Here is a 15013-nt window from a genome sequence, read left to right on the forward strand (position 1 = left end):
TCATTCGCGAGCAGGCTCGCTTCCACACTCGAATCATTGTGGGAGCGAGCCTGCTCGCGAAGCTTTTGCTTTTACTGATCAGGTCGCGCTTTCAGCTGCTCCGCTGCCGCCTTGGCCAGATCCGGTGGCAGGAAGTCCTTGTCCGGGTTGTAGTTCGGATTGAGCCAGCGTGCCAGGGTTTGCAGATCCCCCGGATTCAACGTGCCGGCCTGTTGCTTCAAGCGCAGGTTGTCGAGGATGTAGTCGTAGCGGGTGTTGTTGTAGTCGCGCACCGAGGTGTAGAGCGAGCGCTGTGCATCCAGCACGTCGACGATGTTTCGCGTACCCACCTGATAGCCGATTTCAGTCGCTTCCACCGCGCTCTGGTTGGAGATGATCGATTGCTTGCGCGCCTGTACCTGCTCGACATCGGTGTTCACCGCACGGTGCAGGTCGCGAGTGTTTTCCACGATCTGCCGGCGCAGGGATTCGCGTTGCTGCTCGGTCTGGTCCAGTTGTGCATAGGACTGACGCACCTGGGAGTTGATCAGGCCACCGCTGTAGATCGGGATGTTCAGTTGCAGGCCCACGGTCGTTTGGTCGACGTTGCCGCCGTACGCCTGGGGCAGGTTGTTCGGATTGCTGAAGCCCAGTGCGTCGTTGTCGCCTTTCTCGTACTGGGCGATTGCATCAACCGTTGGCAGGTGCCCGGACCTGCGCTGCTTGACGGTTTGCTCGGCGGCGCTGACGGCATAGTTGCTGGCCAACAGATTGAGGTTCTGCCTGCCCGCCGTTTCGACCCAGGCCTTGGCGTCGTTCGGTACTGGCGGCAGGATCGGCAGGTTATGGCTGATGCCCCAGATCGAGTTGTACTGGCGGTTGGTCAGGGTGATCAATGCTTCAAAGGCGTCGTCCACCTGGCGCTGCGCAACGATGCGGTTGGCGCGTGCGGTGTCGTAGCTGGCCTGTGAGTTCAATACGTCGGTCTTGTCCGAGAGGCCGACATCGAAACGCTCGTTGGATTGATCGAGCTGGCGTTTGAACGCCGCTTCTTCGGCCTTGGTCGAGGCCAGGTTGTCCTGGCTGCGCAGCACGTTGAAATAGCTGTCAGCGGTTTGCAGGATCAGGTTTTGCTCGGTCGCCGAGAGTTGCAGGGCAGCCTGTTCGTTGACTTCCTTGGCGGCCTGGAACTGGAACCAGCGATCGGCGCGGAACAAGGGTTGCGCCAGGGTGGCCTGGTACGAATGAGCATCGCGGTTGGTCGTGCCCGAAGGTTGATCGAGCGACGTACGCACCTCGGAAACATTGGCGCCGCCCGAGAGGTTCGGCAGCAGCCCGGCGCGGGCCTGGGGCACGACTTCTTTCTGCGCGCCGTACTGGGCGATGGCAGCCGCCAGGTCGGCGTTGTTGTTGACGGCTTCCTGATAAACGCTGACCAGGTCCGTCTTGGCCGATAAGGGCACATCTGCTGCCCAGGCCATTCCGTTGGACGCACAAGACACGGCGAGGGCCAGTGAGAGTTTGCGCAGCATAGACGATCCCTAGAATTGATATTACAGAGGTAATTTGAGCGCCAAGGCTAAGGCCCCGCTTTGACAGCGTCAATGCCGGCTCAGCGTAGCGAGTGTAGTTGTGCATTGGGGCGGCAACAATCCTGATACTGCGTGTAATTACGCCATTCATCACGGTATTTGCAGTGGGGTTGGCGTTCTTTGCCAGTTGTGTCTAGACTGGCCGGGTTCTTGTCGGGGTGCCTTGCTATGAGGCTGAGATCGAATAATTTCGGATCCCGTTGAACCTGATCAGGTTAGCGCCTGCGTAGGGAACAAGATTTCTCGTCACCCGGCGAGTCCTCTTGTGCTTCGTCCGGGATGTTGTTCGACAATCGAACACCCCTCGAGCACTGAGCACAGCACAGCTGGTTTTCCCAGCGCCCGTGCGTCCATTCGTTTACAGGTTCGCTCCGACAAAAAATCCACTGCCTGGATGTGTGTCTGGAGAGCCCGTGATGACTACAAAATCAAAAATCGCCACCAACCTGAGTGACTCGGCCAAGGTCGATCAGCAATCGGTTCAGCCGTTTACCCGCTCGCAAAAAATCTATGTCCAGGGCACCCGCCCGGACATCCTCGTGCCGATGCGCGAAATCAGCCTGGACGTGACCCCGACCGACTTCGGCGGCGAAATCAACGCACCGGTGGTGGTGTATGACACCTCGGGCCCGTACACCGACCCCAACGTGATCATCGACGTGCGCAAAGGCCTGGCCGATGTGCGTTCGCCGTGGATCGAATCCCGCGGCGACACCGAGCGCCTGAGCGGCCTGAGCTCGAATTTCGGCCAGGAGCGCCTTGCCGACCCGGAGCTGACCAAGCTGCGCTTCGCCCACGTCAACAACCCGCGCCGCGCCAAGCCGGGTGCCAACGTCAGCCAGATGCACTACGCGCGCCAAGGCATCATCACCGCCGAGATGGAATACGTCGCCATCCGCGAAAACATGAAGCTGGAAGTGGCCCGCGCCGCCGGCCTGCTGGACCAGCAACACGCCGGCCACAGCTTCGGCGCCAGCGTGCCGAAAATCATCACCCCCGAATTCGTCCGTGACGAAATCGCCCGTGGCCGCGCGATCATTCCGGCCAACATCAACCACACCGAACTGGAACCGATGATCATCGGCCGTAACTTCCTGGTGAAGATCAACGGCAACATCGGCAACAGCGCACTGGGTTCGTCCATTGAAGAAGAAGTGGCGAAACTGACCTGGGGCATTCGCTGGGGTTCGGACACGGTCATGGACCTGTCCACCGGCAAGCACATTCACGAAACCCGCGAGTGGATCATCCGCAACTCGCCGGTGCCGATCGGTACGGTGCCGATCTACCAGGCCCTGGAAAAAGTCGGCGGCGCTGCCGAAGACCTGACCTGGGAGCTGTTCCGCGACACGCTGATCGAACAGGCCGAGCAGGGCGTCGACTATTTCACCATCCATGCCGGTGTGCTGTTGCGCTACGTGCCTATGACCGCCAAACGCGTGACCGGTATCGTCTCCCGTGGCGGTTCGATCATGGCCAAGTGGTGCCTGGCGCACCACAAAGAGAACTTCCTCTACACCCATTTCGAAGACATCTGCGAAATCATGAAGGCCTATGACGTCAGCTTCTCGCTGGGCGATGGCCTGCGTCCGGGCTCGATTGCCGACGCCAACGACGAAGCGCAGTTCGGCGAACTGGAGACCCTCGGCGAGCTGACCAAGATTGCCTGGAAACACGACGTGCAGTGCATGATCGAAGGCCCGGGCCACGTGCCGATGCAGTTGATCAAAGAGAACATGGACAAGCAGCTGGAGTGCTGCGACGAGGCGCCGTTCTACACCCTCGGCCCGCTGACCACCGACATCGCACCGGGCTACGACCACATCACCTCCGGTATCGGCGCGGCGATGATCGGCTGGTTCGGTTGCGCCATGCTCTGCTACGTGACACCAAAGGAGCACCTGGGCCTGCCGAACAAGGATGACGTGAAGACCGGGATCATCACCTACAAGATCGCCGCGCACGCCGCCGATCTGGCGAAGGGGCATCCGGGCGCGCAGATCCGCGACAATGCCTTGAGCAAGGCGCGTTTCGAATTCCGTTGGGAAGACCAGTTCAACCTGGGTCTGGATCCGGACACCGCGCGTTCGTATCACGATGAAACCCTACCGAAGGATTCGGCCAAGGTCGCGCACTTCTGCTCGATGTGCGGGCCGAAATTCTGCTCGATGAAGATCACCCAGGAAGTCCGCGAGTATGCGGCCAACCAACGGATCGAAGCGGTCGACGTGGACGTCGCCCAGGGCATGGCCGAACAGGCCGAACGCTTCAAGCAGGAAGGCAGTCAGCTTTACCAGAAAGTTTGATTCGGCACTGATAACCCTGTGGCGAGGGGGCTTGCCCCCGTTCGGCCGCGAAGCGGTCGTAAATCCGGCGATGAATTCTCACAGGCAGAATTCAGTTGTCTGTTTTGGGGCTGCTTCGCCGCCCAACGGGGGCAAGCCCCCTCGCCACAAGGGAGTGTGTGAACAACACAACAACAAATGTCCCTCTGAGATAACACCCTTGAGCATTCAACCGAGTACTTATTCACCCGACATCGCGGTGCCGACCGACAAACGTGTGTTCGGCGGTCGCGATCTGTTTTCCCTGTGGTTCTCCCTCGGCATCGGCCTGATGGTGCTGCAAACCGGTGCATTGCTCGCGCCGGGCCTGGGCCTGTCCGGTTCGTTGCTGGCGATTTTCCTCGGCACCCTGGTCGGCGTTCTGCTGCTGGCGGCGGTCGGGGTGATTGGCAGCGACACCGGCCTGTCGTCGATGGCCGCGCTCAAGCTCAGCCTCGGTGCCAAAGGCGCGAGCCTGCCGGCGGTGCTGAACCTGCTGCAACTGATCGGCTGGGGCTCGTTCGAAATCATCGTCATGCGCGATGCCGCCAGCCTGCTGGGCGCAAAGGCGTTCAGTGACGGCAGCCTGATGTCCAATCCGGTGTTGTGGACACTGTTTTTCGGCGCCCTGGCGACCTTGTTGGCCGTTAGCGGTCCATTGACGTTCGTGCGGCAGATCCTGCGCAAATGGGGCATCTGGCTGCTGCTGGCCGCGTGCACCTGGCTGACCTGGAACCTGTTCGCCAAGGCCGACCTGGCTGCGTTGTGGGCCCTGGCCGGTGACGGTTCGATGCCGTTCGCCGTGGGTTTCGACATCGCAATTGCCATGCCGCTCTCGTGGTTGCCGCTGATCGCCGACTACTCGCGCTTCGGCAAGCGGGCGAAAAACGTCTTCGGTGGCACCGCCATCGGTTTCTTCATCGGTAATTTCTGGCTGATGAGCCTGGGCGTGGCCTACACCCTGGCGTTCGCGCCGAGCGGTGAAGTCAATGCCTTGCTGCTGGCGCTGGCCGGTGCCGGCCTGGGGATTCCGCTGCTGCTGATTCTGCTGGATGAATCGGAAAACGCCTTTGCCGATATTCACTCGGCGGCGGTGTCCAGCGGGATTCTGTTGCGCGCCAAAGTCGAGCACCTGGCACTGGCCATCGGTGTGATCTGCACGCTGATTGCCCTGCTGGCGCCGTTGGCCCAGTACCAGAACTTCCTGCTGCTGATCGGTTCGGTGTTTGCGCCGTTGTTCGGCGTGGTGCTGGTGGACCACTTCATCCTGCGCAAGCGCAGCGCCCAGGTGGCCTCGGCCGCACTACGCTGGCCGGCGCTGCTCGCCTGGCTGGGCGGGGTCAGCACCTATCACTTGTTGGCCAACCTGTATCCGGATATCGGCGCAACCCTGCCGGCACTGGTAGTGGCAGGGTTGCTCCAGCTAGTGCTGGGCCGGGCCTTCAGTTACGGCCTGGAAACAGCTCGGGCTTGATGATGCCGTTCAGGCGAGGGTAGGGGATCTTCAGTTCGACATGGCCCAGCGCGTAAGGCGCGATGGTGCTGGTTTCGTACTTGAGGATCACCCCACCGTAGGTCAGCGCCACGTTCTGGGTTTTCTGGAACGGCCAGCTCTTCACGAACTCCGGTTCCTGATCGAGCTTGGTGCTGATAAGCCAGCTGTTGTGTGCCACTTGCGCGGCTTTCCAGAACGCGTCTTCCTGCCCTGGGACCAGCATGTCCGACAGCGTCAGCACTTTATGCTGCTGGCGCGAATAGTTGATGAAACCTCGACCCGGGGTGCCATGGGCGCCGCCGGTGTCCAGGTAGCTGGACAATTCGATGATCACCAAGCCGTCATGCTGCTCACGTACCTTTGCCTGCAGATAGCTGCTGAAGCGCGGGCCGGCGGTGCGCAAAAACTCTTCGCGATAGGCCGCCAGGGTCGGGGCAACCGGCGCGTCGGGCGAGGTTCGGGTCATTTGCAGCAGGCGCTTTTCGATGATGCCGTCCAGTGCCGGCTCGTCCGCAAAGTGCAGGGTGTCGATGTTGACCAGCGGGCAATCCGGGTTGCTGCAACCGGGCTTGAGTTGCTCGGAGGCGTCGCGGGTGGTTTCCAGCGGCGTCCGGTAGTTGGGCTGGAACAGGCTCGCGCAAGCGCCCAGAGTCAGGGCGATAGCGGCCACGGAGGCGATTTTGAAAAGCGACATGAGCGTCCTTTCTGAAACAGGGGAAGGCAAAAAGTTACCGGCTTCGACTCTCAACAAAGCAGTCAGTTCGCCACTAAGCTAATTAGAGTGGGTTTCGCCCTCACCGTCCATCCCGCTGACGGTAAAGGGGCTGCATCAAACGTCACGGGCGCGTTAGGATGGCGCGAAGTCGAGGCCCAGGAAAAAAAGCAGCCTCGAACAGGATTTGCAGTAAAAGAGGATAGTCATGACGGATTTTGCCAACGCCATTCCGACCGCCGTTGATATCGTGCGGCGCGAAAAGTGCTACGAGGGCTTCTACAAACTCGAACGCGTGCACTTGCGCCACGAATTGTTCGCAGGCGGCATGAGCCGCGAGATCAATCGCGAAGTGTTCGTTCGCCATGACGCGGTGTGCATGCTGCCTTACGATCCGCAGCGCGATGAAGTGGTGTTGATCGAGCAGTTTCGCGTCGGCGCCATGGACAAGACCGACAACCCGTGGCTGATCGAACTGGTCGCTGGTCTGATCGACAAGGATGAAGTGCCGGAAGCAGTTGCTCACCGCGAGGCGCAGGAGGAAGCTGGGCTTGAAATCGGGGCGCTCTGGCCAATGACCAAATACTTTCCATCGCCGGGCGGCAGCAACGAATTCGTGCATCTGTACCTGGGGCGTTGCGATACTACCGGGGTTGGCGGCCTGCATGGGCTGGAGGAAGAGGCAGAAGATATTCGCGTCACGGTCTGGGCGTTCGAAGATGCCCTGCAAGCCGTACGCGACGGGCGTATTGCCAACGCGGCGAGCATCATTGCCTTGCAATGGCTGGCTTTGAATCGCGTTGAAGTGAGGGGGTTATGGTTGTAAACAAGCTGCGCGATCGCTATCGGGTGGACCTGGTGGGGCTGCAAGCATCCTGCGAGGCGAACTACGCGCGCTTGATGCGACTGCTGCCGGACATGCGCAGCGAGCCCGCCGCGCGGCGCATCGCCGTGACCCATGGCGACCAGATGCTCGGCGTGCTGGCGCTGGAGGTGCTGCTGACCTGTCCTTACACCACGACCCTGCAGGTGCGTCAGGAGCACAGTCTGCCCTGGCTGCCGGTGCCGCAACTGGAAGTGCAGGTCTATCACGACGCGCGCATGGCCGAAGTGGTCAGCGCCGAACATGCACGACGCTTTCGCGGCATCTATCCTTACCCGAATGCCTCGATGCACCAGCCGGACGAAAAGGCCCAGCTGAACATGTTTCTGGGCGAATGGCTGAGCCATTGCCTGGCGCTGGGGCATGAGTACGAAGTAGTACGTTAGTTGTGAAGCGCAGTTGTGAACCATGTCAGGTTCTCAGGTTTCCCCTTTCGATCGTCCCCCAGCATAATTGCGGCACTTACCCATCCCCGTGATCACGCCCTGGGAGAACGCCTTGCCGAGCGTATCCACATTGACCACCGCCGATTCGGCGTTGCTGGTGCAACTCTCCGACAGCCACCTGTTTGCCCAAGCGGACGGCGCGTTGCTGGGCATGAACACCCGTGACAGCCTGCAAAAGGTCATCGAACTGGTACGCGCGCAACAGCCGCGGATTGACTTGATCCTGGCCACGGGTGATCTGTCCCAGGACGGGACGCTGGAGTCCTACCAGCAATTTCGCGACATGACGCGCCAGCTCGATGCGCCGGCGCGCTGGATTCCCGGTAATCACGATGAACCACGGATCATGGCCGAGGCGGCGGTGCAGAGCGCTTTGCTCGAACCGGTGGTGGATATCGGCAACTGGCGAGTCACCTTGCTCGATTCGGCGGTGCCAGGCTCTGTGCCGGGTTATTTGGAGGATGAACAGTTGCAGCTGCTCGCCCGCGCGTTGAGCGAAGCGCCGGAGCGTCATCATCTAGTGTGCTTCCACCATCACCCGGTTTCGATTGGTTGTGCGTGGATGGAGCCTATCGGTCTGCGCAATCCCGAGGCATTTTTTGAAGTGCTGGATCGTTTTCCACAGGTGCGTGCCGTGCTGTGGGGGCATGTGCACCAGGAAATCGATCAAATGCGTAACGGCGTGCGTCTGATCGCCTCGCCCTCGACCTGCATCCAGTTCGAGCCCGGCAGCGAGGATTTCAAGGTCGGCGAACAGGCGCCGGGTTATCGCTGGTTGCGACTGCTGCCCGACGGGCGGCTGGAAACCGGGGTGGAGCGGGTCACCGGGTTCGATTTCACCGTGGACTACGGCTCCAACGGCTACTGATTGCTCTTTCATTTCCAGAAACCGAGGCGCGGCCATCGCGAGCAAGCTCGCTCCCACAGGTTTTTTGGAGCGCCTCAGGTCCCTGTGGGAGCGGGCTTGCCCGCGATGGCGTCCGTTCAGGCACCCTGAATTCCGCGGATATCCCCGATTCCCCCGGGTCCCTGTAAACTCCGCCTCTTTAGCCGACGCACAGGGAGCTCAAATGTCCGGTTCGATCCTTTATATCCACGGCTTAAACAGCTCGCCGTTGTCGAAGAAGGCCTGTCAGTTGGTCGAGGTGATGGAGCGTCTGGGCCTGGGCGAACACTTGCGCGTACCGGCGTTGCACCACCACCCGCGCCAGGCGATCGCGCAACTGGAGCAGGCGATTGCCGAGCTGGGGCGGCCACTGCTGGTCGGCAGCTCGCTCGGCGGCTACTATGCCACTCACCTGGCCGAGCGCCTTGGCTTGAAAGCCCTGTTGATCAACCCTGCCGTCAGCCCGCACCGGATGTTCGACGGCTTTCTGGGGACGCAGAAAAACCTGTATACCGAAGAGACCTGGGAAATGACCCACGACCACGTGACGGCCCTGGCCGAACTGGAAGTGCCGGCGCCCCAGGATCCACAGCGTTATCAGGTATGGTTGCAGACAGCTGACGAAACGCTGGACTATCGCCTCGCCCAGCAGTATTACCGGGCATGCGCCTTGCGTATCCAGGCCGGCGGCGACCACAGTTTCCAGGGTTTTGCCGCGCGACTGCCGGCCATGTTGAGTTTTGCCGGCATTGGCGCCGATTTGTATCAGGCAATCGATTTCACCGCATTGTGAGCGATAGCCCCATGAATTCCTTTTTCACCGAACACTGACGACGAGACCCCATGGCCACTCCCAGCGCTAGCTCTTATAACGCAGACGCCATCGAAGTCCTCTCGGGCCTCGACCCGGTGCGCAAACGCCCCGGCATGTACACCGACACCAGTCGGCCGAACCACCTTGCCCAGGAAGTCATCGACAACAGTGTCGACGAAGCCTTGGCCGGGCATGCCACATCGGTACAGGTGATCCTGCATGCCGACCATTCCCTGGAAGTCAGCGACGACGGCCGTGGCATGCCGGTGGACATTCACCCCGAGGAAGGTGTTTCGGGCGTCGAGTTGATCCTCACCAAGCTCCACGCGGGCGGCAAGTTTTCCAACAAGAACTACCAGTTCTCCGGCGGTCTGCACGGGGTGGGTATTTCAGTGGTCAACGCCTTGTCCACCGAAACGCGGGTGCGGGTCAAGCGTGACGGTAACGAATACCAGATGACCTTCAAGGATGGCTACAAGGCCACCGAGCTGGAAGTCGTCGGCACTGTCGGCAAGCGCAACACCGGCACCAGCGTGTTCTTTGCGCCGGATCCGAAATACTTCGACTCCCCGAAATTCTCCATCAGCCGCCTCAAGCATGTGCTCAAGGCCAAGGCCGTTCTGTGCCCGGGCTTGCTGGTCAGCTTTGAAGACAAGGCCACCGGCGAGAAAGTCGAATGGCATTACGAAGACGGCCTGCGTTCCTACCTGGTGGATGCGGTCAGTGAATTCGAGCGCCTGCCGAACGAACCGTTCTGCGGCGCTTTTGCCGGTAACAAGGAAGCCGTGGATTGGGCGCTGCTGTGGCTGCCCGAAGGTGGCGACGCGGTCCAGGAAAGCTACGTCAACCTGATCCCGACCGCCCAGGGCGGCACCCACGTCAACGGTTTGCGTCAGGGCCTGCTCGACGCCATGCGCGAATTCTGCGAATTCCGCAGCCTGTTGCCGCGCGGCGTGAAGCTGGCGCCGGAAGACGTCTGGGAGCGCATCGCCTTCGTTCTGTCGATGAAGATGCAGGAACCGCAATTCTCCGGCCAGACCAAGGAGCGCCTGTCGTCCCGTGAAGCGGCGGCGTTCGTCTCCGGTGTGGTCAAGGATGCGTTCAGCCTGTGGCTCAATGCCAACCCGGAAACCGGCATGCTGCTGGCGGAGTTGGCGATCAACAACGCCGGTCGTCGCCTCAAGGCCAGCAAGAAGGTCGAGCGTAAACGCATTACCCAAGGGCCGGCGTTGCCGGGCAAGCTGGCCGACTGTGCCGGGCAGGACCCGATGCGTTCCGAACTGTTCCTGGTGGAAGGTGATTCCGCCGGCGGCTCGGCCAAGCAGGCGCGGGATAAGGAATTCCAGGCGATCCTGCCGTTGCGCGGCAAGATCCTCAACACCTGGGAAGTCGACGGCAGCGAAGTGCTGGCCAGCCAGGAAGTGCACAACATCGCCGTGGCCATCGGCGTCGATCCGGGCGCGGCGGACATGAGCCAGCTGCGCTACGGCAAGATCTGCATCCTCGCCGACGCCGACTCCGACGGTCTGCACATCGCAACCTTGTTGTGCGCGTTGTTCGTCCAGCATTTCCGCCCGTTGGTGGATGCCGGTCACGTCTACGTCGCGATGCCGCCGCTGTACCGCATCGACCTGGGCAAGGAAATCTACTACGCCCTGGATGAAGCCGAACGCGACGGCATCCTTGATCGTCTGGTGGCCGAGAAGAAGCGCGGCAAGCCGCAAGTCACCCGATTCAAGGGTCTGGGCGAAATGAACCCGCCGCAGCTGCGCGAGACCACCATGGACCCGAACACCCGGCGTCTGGTGCAGTTGACCCTGGAAGATTTCGAGGCTACCTCGGAAATGATGGACATGCTGCTGGCGAAGAAACGCGCCGGTGACCGCAAGACCTGGCTGGAGTCCAAGGGCAACCTGGCCGAGGTGCTGGGCTGATGCGTCTGGGCTTTGCCCTGGCCTGTGGGTTGCTGCTGACGTCGATTACGGTATCCGCCGAGCCGGTGCCACAGCTGCGCCTGTTGTCCGGGCATGTCATCGACGGCATGCGCGGTGGCAACCTGTCCGGGCTTGCGCAGTGCGGCAATGACCTGTGGGCAGTTTCCGACCGCGACGATGATCAGATCTACCGCCTGGATACCCGCGAATCAGTGTGGCAGGCACAAACGGTGCACATCGACGTACCGCCGGTGCCTGACAGCGGTTTGCCCTGGGGGCTGAAGTCTCGCGTCTGGGGGGCGTCGTTCGTGCGTGGCGGCGATCTGGATTTCGAAGGCATCACCTGCGACAGCGCCGGCAATCGCTATATCGTCAGCGAAGGCCATGCCGCTGTCTTGCAAGTGCCGCCAATGGGGCCCGCCGCCTGGCTGAAAGTCTCGCCGATGCTGGTTCGCGAGGCCCGGGCCAGAGGCCTGCTGTTGCAATTCAATGCGTTGTTCGAAGGGCTGGCGGTCAATCCGGCGGGGGATCAGATGTGGCTCGCCGCCGAGCGTCAAGGCCGGGGATTGCTGATGATCAAGCGCAAACAGACGTTGTGGGATTGCGACGGTGGCTGCGTGCTGCTGAGCGAGGCGGGCATGGAAATGCAGCCCGAGCAGTTTCCCCATGCCAAGCCCGTGCCGCGGGACTTCTCTGATTTGTCGCTGTTCAACGGCAAGCTGTTCACCCTTGAACGCAATGCCTTCCAGATCTGCCGCCGTGATGCGCAGACGGCCAAGGTCGAGCGCTGCTGGTCGTACGCTGCCGAGTTGTTGCAGGAAAACCGTCGTTATTCACAGGACTACGGGTTGGAAGAGGCGTTGATCGTGGATGCCGATGGCGCCTGGATCGGTGTCGACAACAATTTTGGCGCGCGCGCCGATGGCGAAGTCCGTCCGGTGGTCTGGCGCTTCGCTGCACCGGACGGTGGCTGGAGTGCCAGGCCATGAGACAACAAAGCCCGGGGCAGCGCATCGGCCGAGTGTTCATGGTGCTGGCCTGGTGTGCGGCGCTGTTTCTGGCCACGCGGTTTTTCGGCCAGTGGGAAGCGCGTCAGCAAAATCCGAATGTGGTGGTCAGTTCGGAGCAGGGCGAAGGTTTCATTGAGGTGAAACTGGTGAGCAACGCTCAGGGGCATTTCGTCGCCAGCGGCCAGATCAACGGCCAGACGGTGGACTTCATGCTCGATACAGGGGCGACCGATGTATCGATCCCACTGGACCTGGCCAAGCGCTTGAAGCTCGAAGAAGGATTCGGCGTGACCCTGAGCACGGCCAATGGCCTGAGCCAGGGCTATCGCACCCGTATCGAACGCCTGCAACTGGGCGACATCGTGCTGCGGGATGTACGCGCACTGGTGGCCCCGGGGCTGCATGGCGATCAGGTGTTGCTCGGCATGAGCGCACTGAACAAACTTGAATTTACCCAGCGCGGTGGCACCATGCTGCTGCGCCAGACAACGAACCGATGAGGCCCGCATGAGCGACTCCCTTGATCTCAGCCTGGACGGTGTAGAGCGCCGGTCACTGGCTGACTTCACCGAAAATGCCTACCTCAACTACTCCATGTACGTGATCATGGACCGTGCCTTGCCGCATATCGGCGACGGTCTGAAACCGGTACAGCGCCGCATTATTTATGCGATGAGCGAGTTGGGGCTGGACGCCGATTCCAAGCACAAGAAGTCGGCGCGTACCGTCGGTGACGTGCTCGGTAAGTTCCACCCCCACGGCGATTCGGCCTGCTATGAAGCCATGGTGCTGATGGCCCAGCCGTTCAGCTATCGCTACACGCTGGTCGACGGCCAGGGCAACTGGGGTGCGCCGGATGATCCCAAATCCTTCGCCGCCATGCGTTACACCGAAGCGCGTCTGTCGCGTTATTCCGAAGTGCTGCTCAGCGAGCTGGGCCAGGGCACGGCGGACTGGGGCCCGAACTTCGACGGCACGCTGGACGAGCCACTGGTGTTGCCGGCCCGTCTGCCGAACATTCTGCTCAACGGCACCACCGGTATCGCCGTGGGCATGGCCACCGACGTTCCGCCGCACAACCTGCGGGAAGTCGCCACGGCGTGCGTGCGTTTGCTCGACGAGCCCAAGGCCACGGTCGAACAGCTCTGCGAACACATCCAGGGCCCGGACTACCCGACCGAAGCGGAAATCATCACCCCACGCGCCGACCTGCTGAAAATCTACGAAACCGGCCGCGGCTCTGTGCGCATGCGCGCCGTGTATCACATCGAAGACGGCGACATCATTGTCACCGCGCTGCCGCATCAGGTTTCCGGTGCCAAGGTGCTGGAACAGATCGCTGCGATGATGCAGGCCAAGCCGTCCAAGGCGCCGCAAATTGCTGACCTGCGTGACGAATCCGACCACGAAAACCCGTGCCGGATCGTGATCATTCCGGGTGCGCGGAAAAACTTCGACCACGATGCGTTGATGCAGCACCTGTTCGCCAGCACCGAGCTCGAGTCGAGCTACCGGGTCAACATCAACATCATCGGCCTGGACGGCAAGCCGCAGCTGAAGAACCTGCGGGCGTTGTTGGTCGAATGGCTGGAGTTCCGGGTGCAGACCGTGCGTCGTCGCCTGCAATTCCGCCTCGACAAGGTCGAGCGTCGCCTGCACCTGTTGGACGGTTTGTTGATCGCCTACCTCAACCTGGATGAAGTGATCCACATCATCCGTACCGAGGAGCATCCGAAAGCCGCGCTGATCGAGCGTTTCGCCCTGAGCGAAATCCAGGCCGACTACATCCTCGACACCCGTCTGCGTCAGTTGGCGCGACTGGAAGAGATGAAGTTGCGTGCCGAGCAGGATGAACTGCTCAAGGAACAAGCCAAGCTGCAAGCCCTGCTGAGCAGCGAAGCCAAGTTGAAAAAACTGGTGCGCAGCGAACTGATCAAGGACGCTGAAACCTACGGTGATGACCGCCGGTCGCCTATTGTCGAGCGCGCCGAAGCCAAGGCCCTGACCGAGCACGATCTGCTGCCGAACGAGAAAGTGACGGTCGTACTGTCGGAAAAAGGCTGGATTCGCTCCGCCAAAGGCCACGAAATCGACGCCACCGGGCTTTCCTACAAGGCCGGGGACGGTTTCAAGGCGCTGGCAGCCGGGCGCTCCAACCAGTTTGCCGTGTTTATCGACTCCACCGGCCGCAGTTATTCGGTGGCCGCTCACACCTTGCCGTCGGCCCGTGGCCAGGGCGAACCGCTGACCGGTCGCCTGACGCCGCCGCCAGGGGCGAGTTTCGAATGCGTGCTGATGCCCGAAGACGATGCGCTGTACGTGATCGCCTCCGACGCCGGCTACGGTTTCGTGGTCAAGGGTGAAGACCTGCAGGCCAAGAACAAGGCGGGCAAGGCCCTGTTGAGCCTGCCGAACAACGCCAAGGTCATGCTGCCGCGCCCTGTGGCCGATCGTGAGCAGAACTGGCTGGCGTCGGTGACGACCGAAGGTCGCCTGCTGATATTCAAGATCAGCGACCTGCCACAATTAGGTAAGGGCAAAGGCAACAAGATCATTGGGATTCCCGGTGAACGAGTGGCCAGTCGTGAAGAGTATGTGACGGACATCGCCGTATTGCCGGACGGTGCAACACTGGTGTTGCAGGCCGGTAAACGTACCTTGTCACTGAAAGCGGACGACCTCGAACACTACAAGGGTGAACGTGGCCGTCGTGGCAACAAGTTGCCGCGTGGCTTCCAGCGGGTTGATGCGTTGCTCGTCGAAAACCTCAATTAGGCGACTTAGAAGCGCCGAACTACGAATTAACCCGTAGTTCGGCGCTTTACGCTGGAGTCGGAACGCATATTCACGGATGATATGGCCTTTCAAGCGCCGGCATTGCCGCGCGTTCTTCATATTTATTGAGTATTTTCACTGTGGTCAGCCTTTTAGCGACCAC

The 15013-nt window shown here is 61.1% G+C and carries 12 protein-coding genes and 1 riboswitch; of the genes, 10 read left to right on the plus strand and 2 right to left on the minus strand.

The genetic code is table 11. The features are described from left to right. Positions 1 to 71: 71 nt before the first annotated feature. Positions 72 to 1511, minus strand: coding sequence for a TolC family outer membrane protein (locus AC3IX1_RS02540; protein WP_489387010.1), 1440 nt, complete (start codon positions 1509 to 1511; stop codon positions 72 to 74). 204 nt (positions 1512 to 1715) lie between these two features. Next, positions 1716 to 1821, plus strand: a riboswitch (TPP riboswitch). Between the two features lie 166 nt (positions 1822 to 1987). Between AC3IX1_RS02540 and thiC the strand changes: the two genes are divergently transcribed. Next, positions 1988 to 3877 carry a phosphomethylpyrimidine synthase ThiC gene (gene thiC, locus AC3IX1_RS02545; RefSeq protein WP_489387011.1) on the plus strand — a complete coding sequence of 630 codons (1890 nt, stop codon included), beginning with the start codon at positions 1988 to 1990 and terminating at the stop codon, positions 3875 to 3877. A 199-nt stretch (positions 3878 to 4076) separates the two neighbouring features. After that, the gene (cytX, locus tag AC3IX1_RS02550) at positions 4077 to 5369 is read left to right on the plus strand and encodes a putative hydroxymethylpyrimidine transporter CytX (RefSeq protein WP_489387012.1); all 1293 of its coding nucleotides are present in this window, start codon (positions 4077 to 4079) and stop codon (positions 5367 to 5369) included. Here cytX and AC3IX1_RS02555 read toward each other — a convergent pair. Further along, on the minus strand, positions 5338 to 6084 hold the full coding sequence (locus AC3IX1_RS02555) for an RsiV family protein (RefSeq protein WP_489387013.1): 747 nt from the start codon (positions 6082 to 6084) through the stop codon (positions 5338 to 5340). The two genes, cytX and AC3IX1_RS02555, sit on opposite strands and share 32 nt — an antisense overlap. 226 nt (positions 6085 to 6310) lie before the next feature. Between AC3IX1_RS02555 and AC3IX1_RS02560 the strand changes: the two genes are divergently transcribed. The 8 genes from AC3IX1_RS02560 (at position 6311) to parC (ending at position 14850) form a co-directional block, all read left to right on the plus strand. Beyond that, positions 6311 to 6928 (plus strand): NUDIX domain-containing protein, encoded by a 618-nt coding sequence (locus AC3IX1_RS02560; RefSeq protein ID WP_489387014.1) that lies wholly within the window; start codon positions 6311 to 6313, stop codon positions 6926 to 6928. Further along, entirely contained in the window at positions 6919 to 7371 is a 453-nt protein-coding gene (locus tag AC3IX1_RS02565; protein ID WP_007977461.1) for a DUF1249 domain-containing protein, read from the plus strand. Before AC3IX1_RS02560 ends, AC3IX1_RS02565 begins: the two co-directional genes overlap by 10 nt. Before the next feature lie 112 nt (positions 7372 to 7483). Then, complete coding sequence (cpdA, locus tag AC3IX1_RS02570; RefSeq protein WP_489387015.1) at positions 7484 to 8299, plus strand: 3',5'-cyclic-AMP phosphodiesterase; 816 nt, start codon at positions 7484 to 7486, stop codon at positions 8297 to 8299. 202 nt (positions 8300 to 8501) lie between these two features. Next, complete coding sequence (locus AC3IX1_RS02575) at positions 8502 to 9110, plus strand: YqiA/YcfP family alpha/beta fold hydrolase (protein WP_489387016.1); 609 nt, start codon at positions 8502 to 8504, stop codon at positions 9108 to 9110. Between the two features lie 50 nt (positions 9111 to 9160). Further along, positions 9161 to 11065: a DNA topoisomerase IV subunit B gene (gene parE / locus AC3IX1_RS02580; protein WP_489387017.1), complete on the plus strand. Its 1905-nt coding sequence runs from the start codon at positions 9161 to 9163 to the stop codon at positions 11063 to 11065. Continuing rightward, the gene (locus tag AC3IX1_RS02585; protein ID WP_489387018.1) at positions 11065 to 12054 is read left to right on the plus strand and encodes an esterase-like activity of phytase family protein; all 990 of its coding nucleotides are present in this window, start codon (positions 11065 to 11067) and stop codon (positions 12052 to 12054) included. Before parE ends, AC3IX1_RS02585 begins: the two co-directional genes overlap by 1 nt. Continuing rightward, positions 12051 to 12575, plus strand: coding sequence for a retropepsin-like aspartic protease family protein (locus AC3IX1_RS02590; protein WP_489387019.1), 525 nt, complete (start codon positions 12051 to 12053; stop codon positions 12573 to 12575). Before AC3IX1_RS02585 ends, AC3IX1_RS02590 begins: the two co-directional genes overlap by 4 nt. Before the next feature lie 7 nt (positions 12576 to 12582). Next, positions 12583 to 14850: a DNA topoisomerase IV subunit A gene (parC, locus tag AC3IX1_RS02595; RefSeq protein WP_150754803.1), complete on the plus strand. Its 2268-nt coding sequence runs from the start codon at positions 12583 to 12585 to the stop codon at positions 14848 to 14850. The last annotated feature ends 163 nt before the right edge of the window (positions 14851 to 15013 follow it).

It is taken from the genome of Pseudomonas sp. KH_046_2 (assembly GCF_057838985.1).

Excerpts from the sequence above, each read along its gene's own strand:
- AC3IX1_RS02540 (WP_489387010.1), bottom strand. The coding sequence starts at position 1,511 with ATGCTGCGCAAACTCTCACTGGCCCTCGCCGTGTCTTGTGCGTCCAAC.
- thiC (WP_489387011.1), top strand. The coding sequence starts at position 1,988 with ATGACTACAAAATCAAAAATCGCCACCAACCTGAGTGACTCGGCCAAG.
- AC3IX1_RS02555 (WP_489387013.1), bottom strand. The coding sequence starts at position 6,084 with ATGTCGCTTTTCAAAATCGCCTCCGTGGCCGCTATCGCCCTGACTCTG.
- AC3IX1_RS02560 (WP_489387014.1), top strand. The coding sequence starts at position 6,311 with ATGACGGATTTTGCCAACGCCATTCCGACCGCCGTTGATATCGTGCGG.
- AC3IX1_RS02565 (WP_007977461.1), top strand. The coding sequence starts at position 6,919 with ATGGTTGTAAACAAGCTGCGCGATCGCTATCGGGTGGACCTGGTGGGG.
- AC3IX1_RS02575 (WP_489387016.1), top strand. The coding sequence starts at position 8,502 with ATGTCCGGTTCGATCCTTTATATCCACGGCTTAAACAGCTCGCCGTTG.
- parE (WP_489387017.1), top strand. The coding sequence starts at position 9,161 with ATGGCCACTCCCAGCGCTAGCTCTTATAACGCAGACGCCATCGAAGTC.
- AC3IX1_RS02585 (WP_489387018.1), top strand. The coding sequence starts at position 11,065 with ATGCGTCTGGGCTTTGCCCTGGCCTGTGGGTTGCTGCTGACGTCGATT.
- AC3IX1_RS02590 (WP_489387019.1), top strand. The coding sequence starts at position 12,051 with ATGAGACAACAAAGCCCGGGGCAGCGCATCGGCCGAGTGTTCATGGTG.
- parC (WP_150754803.1), top strand. The coding sequence starts at position 12,583 with ATGAGCGACTCCCTTGATCTCAGCCTGGACGGTGTAGAGCGCCGGTCA.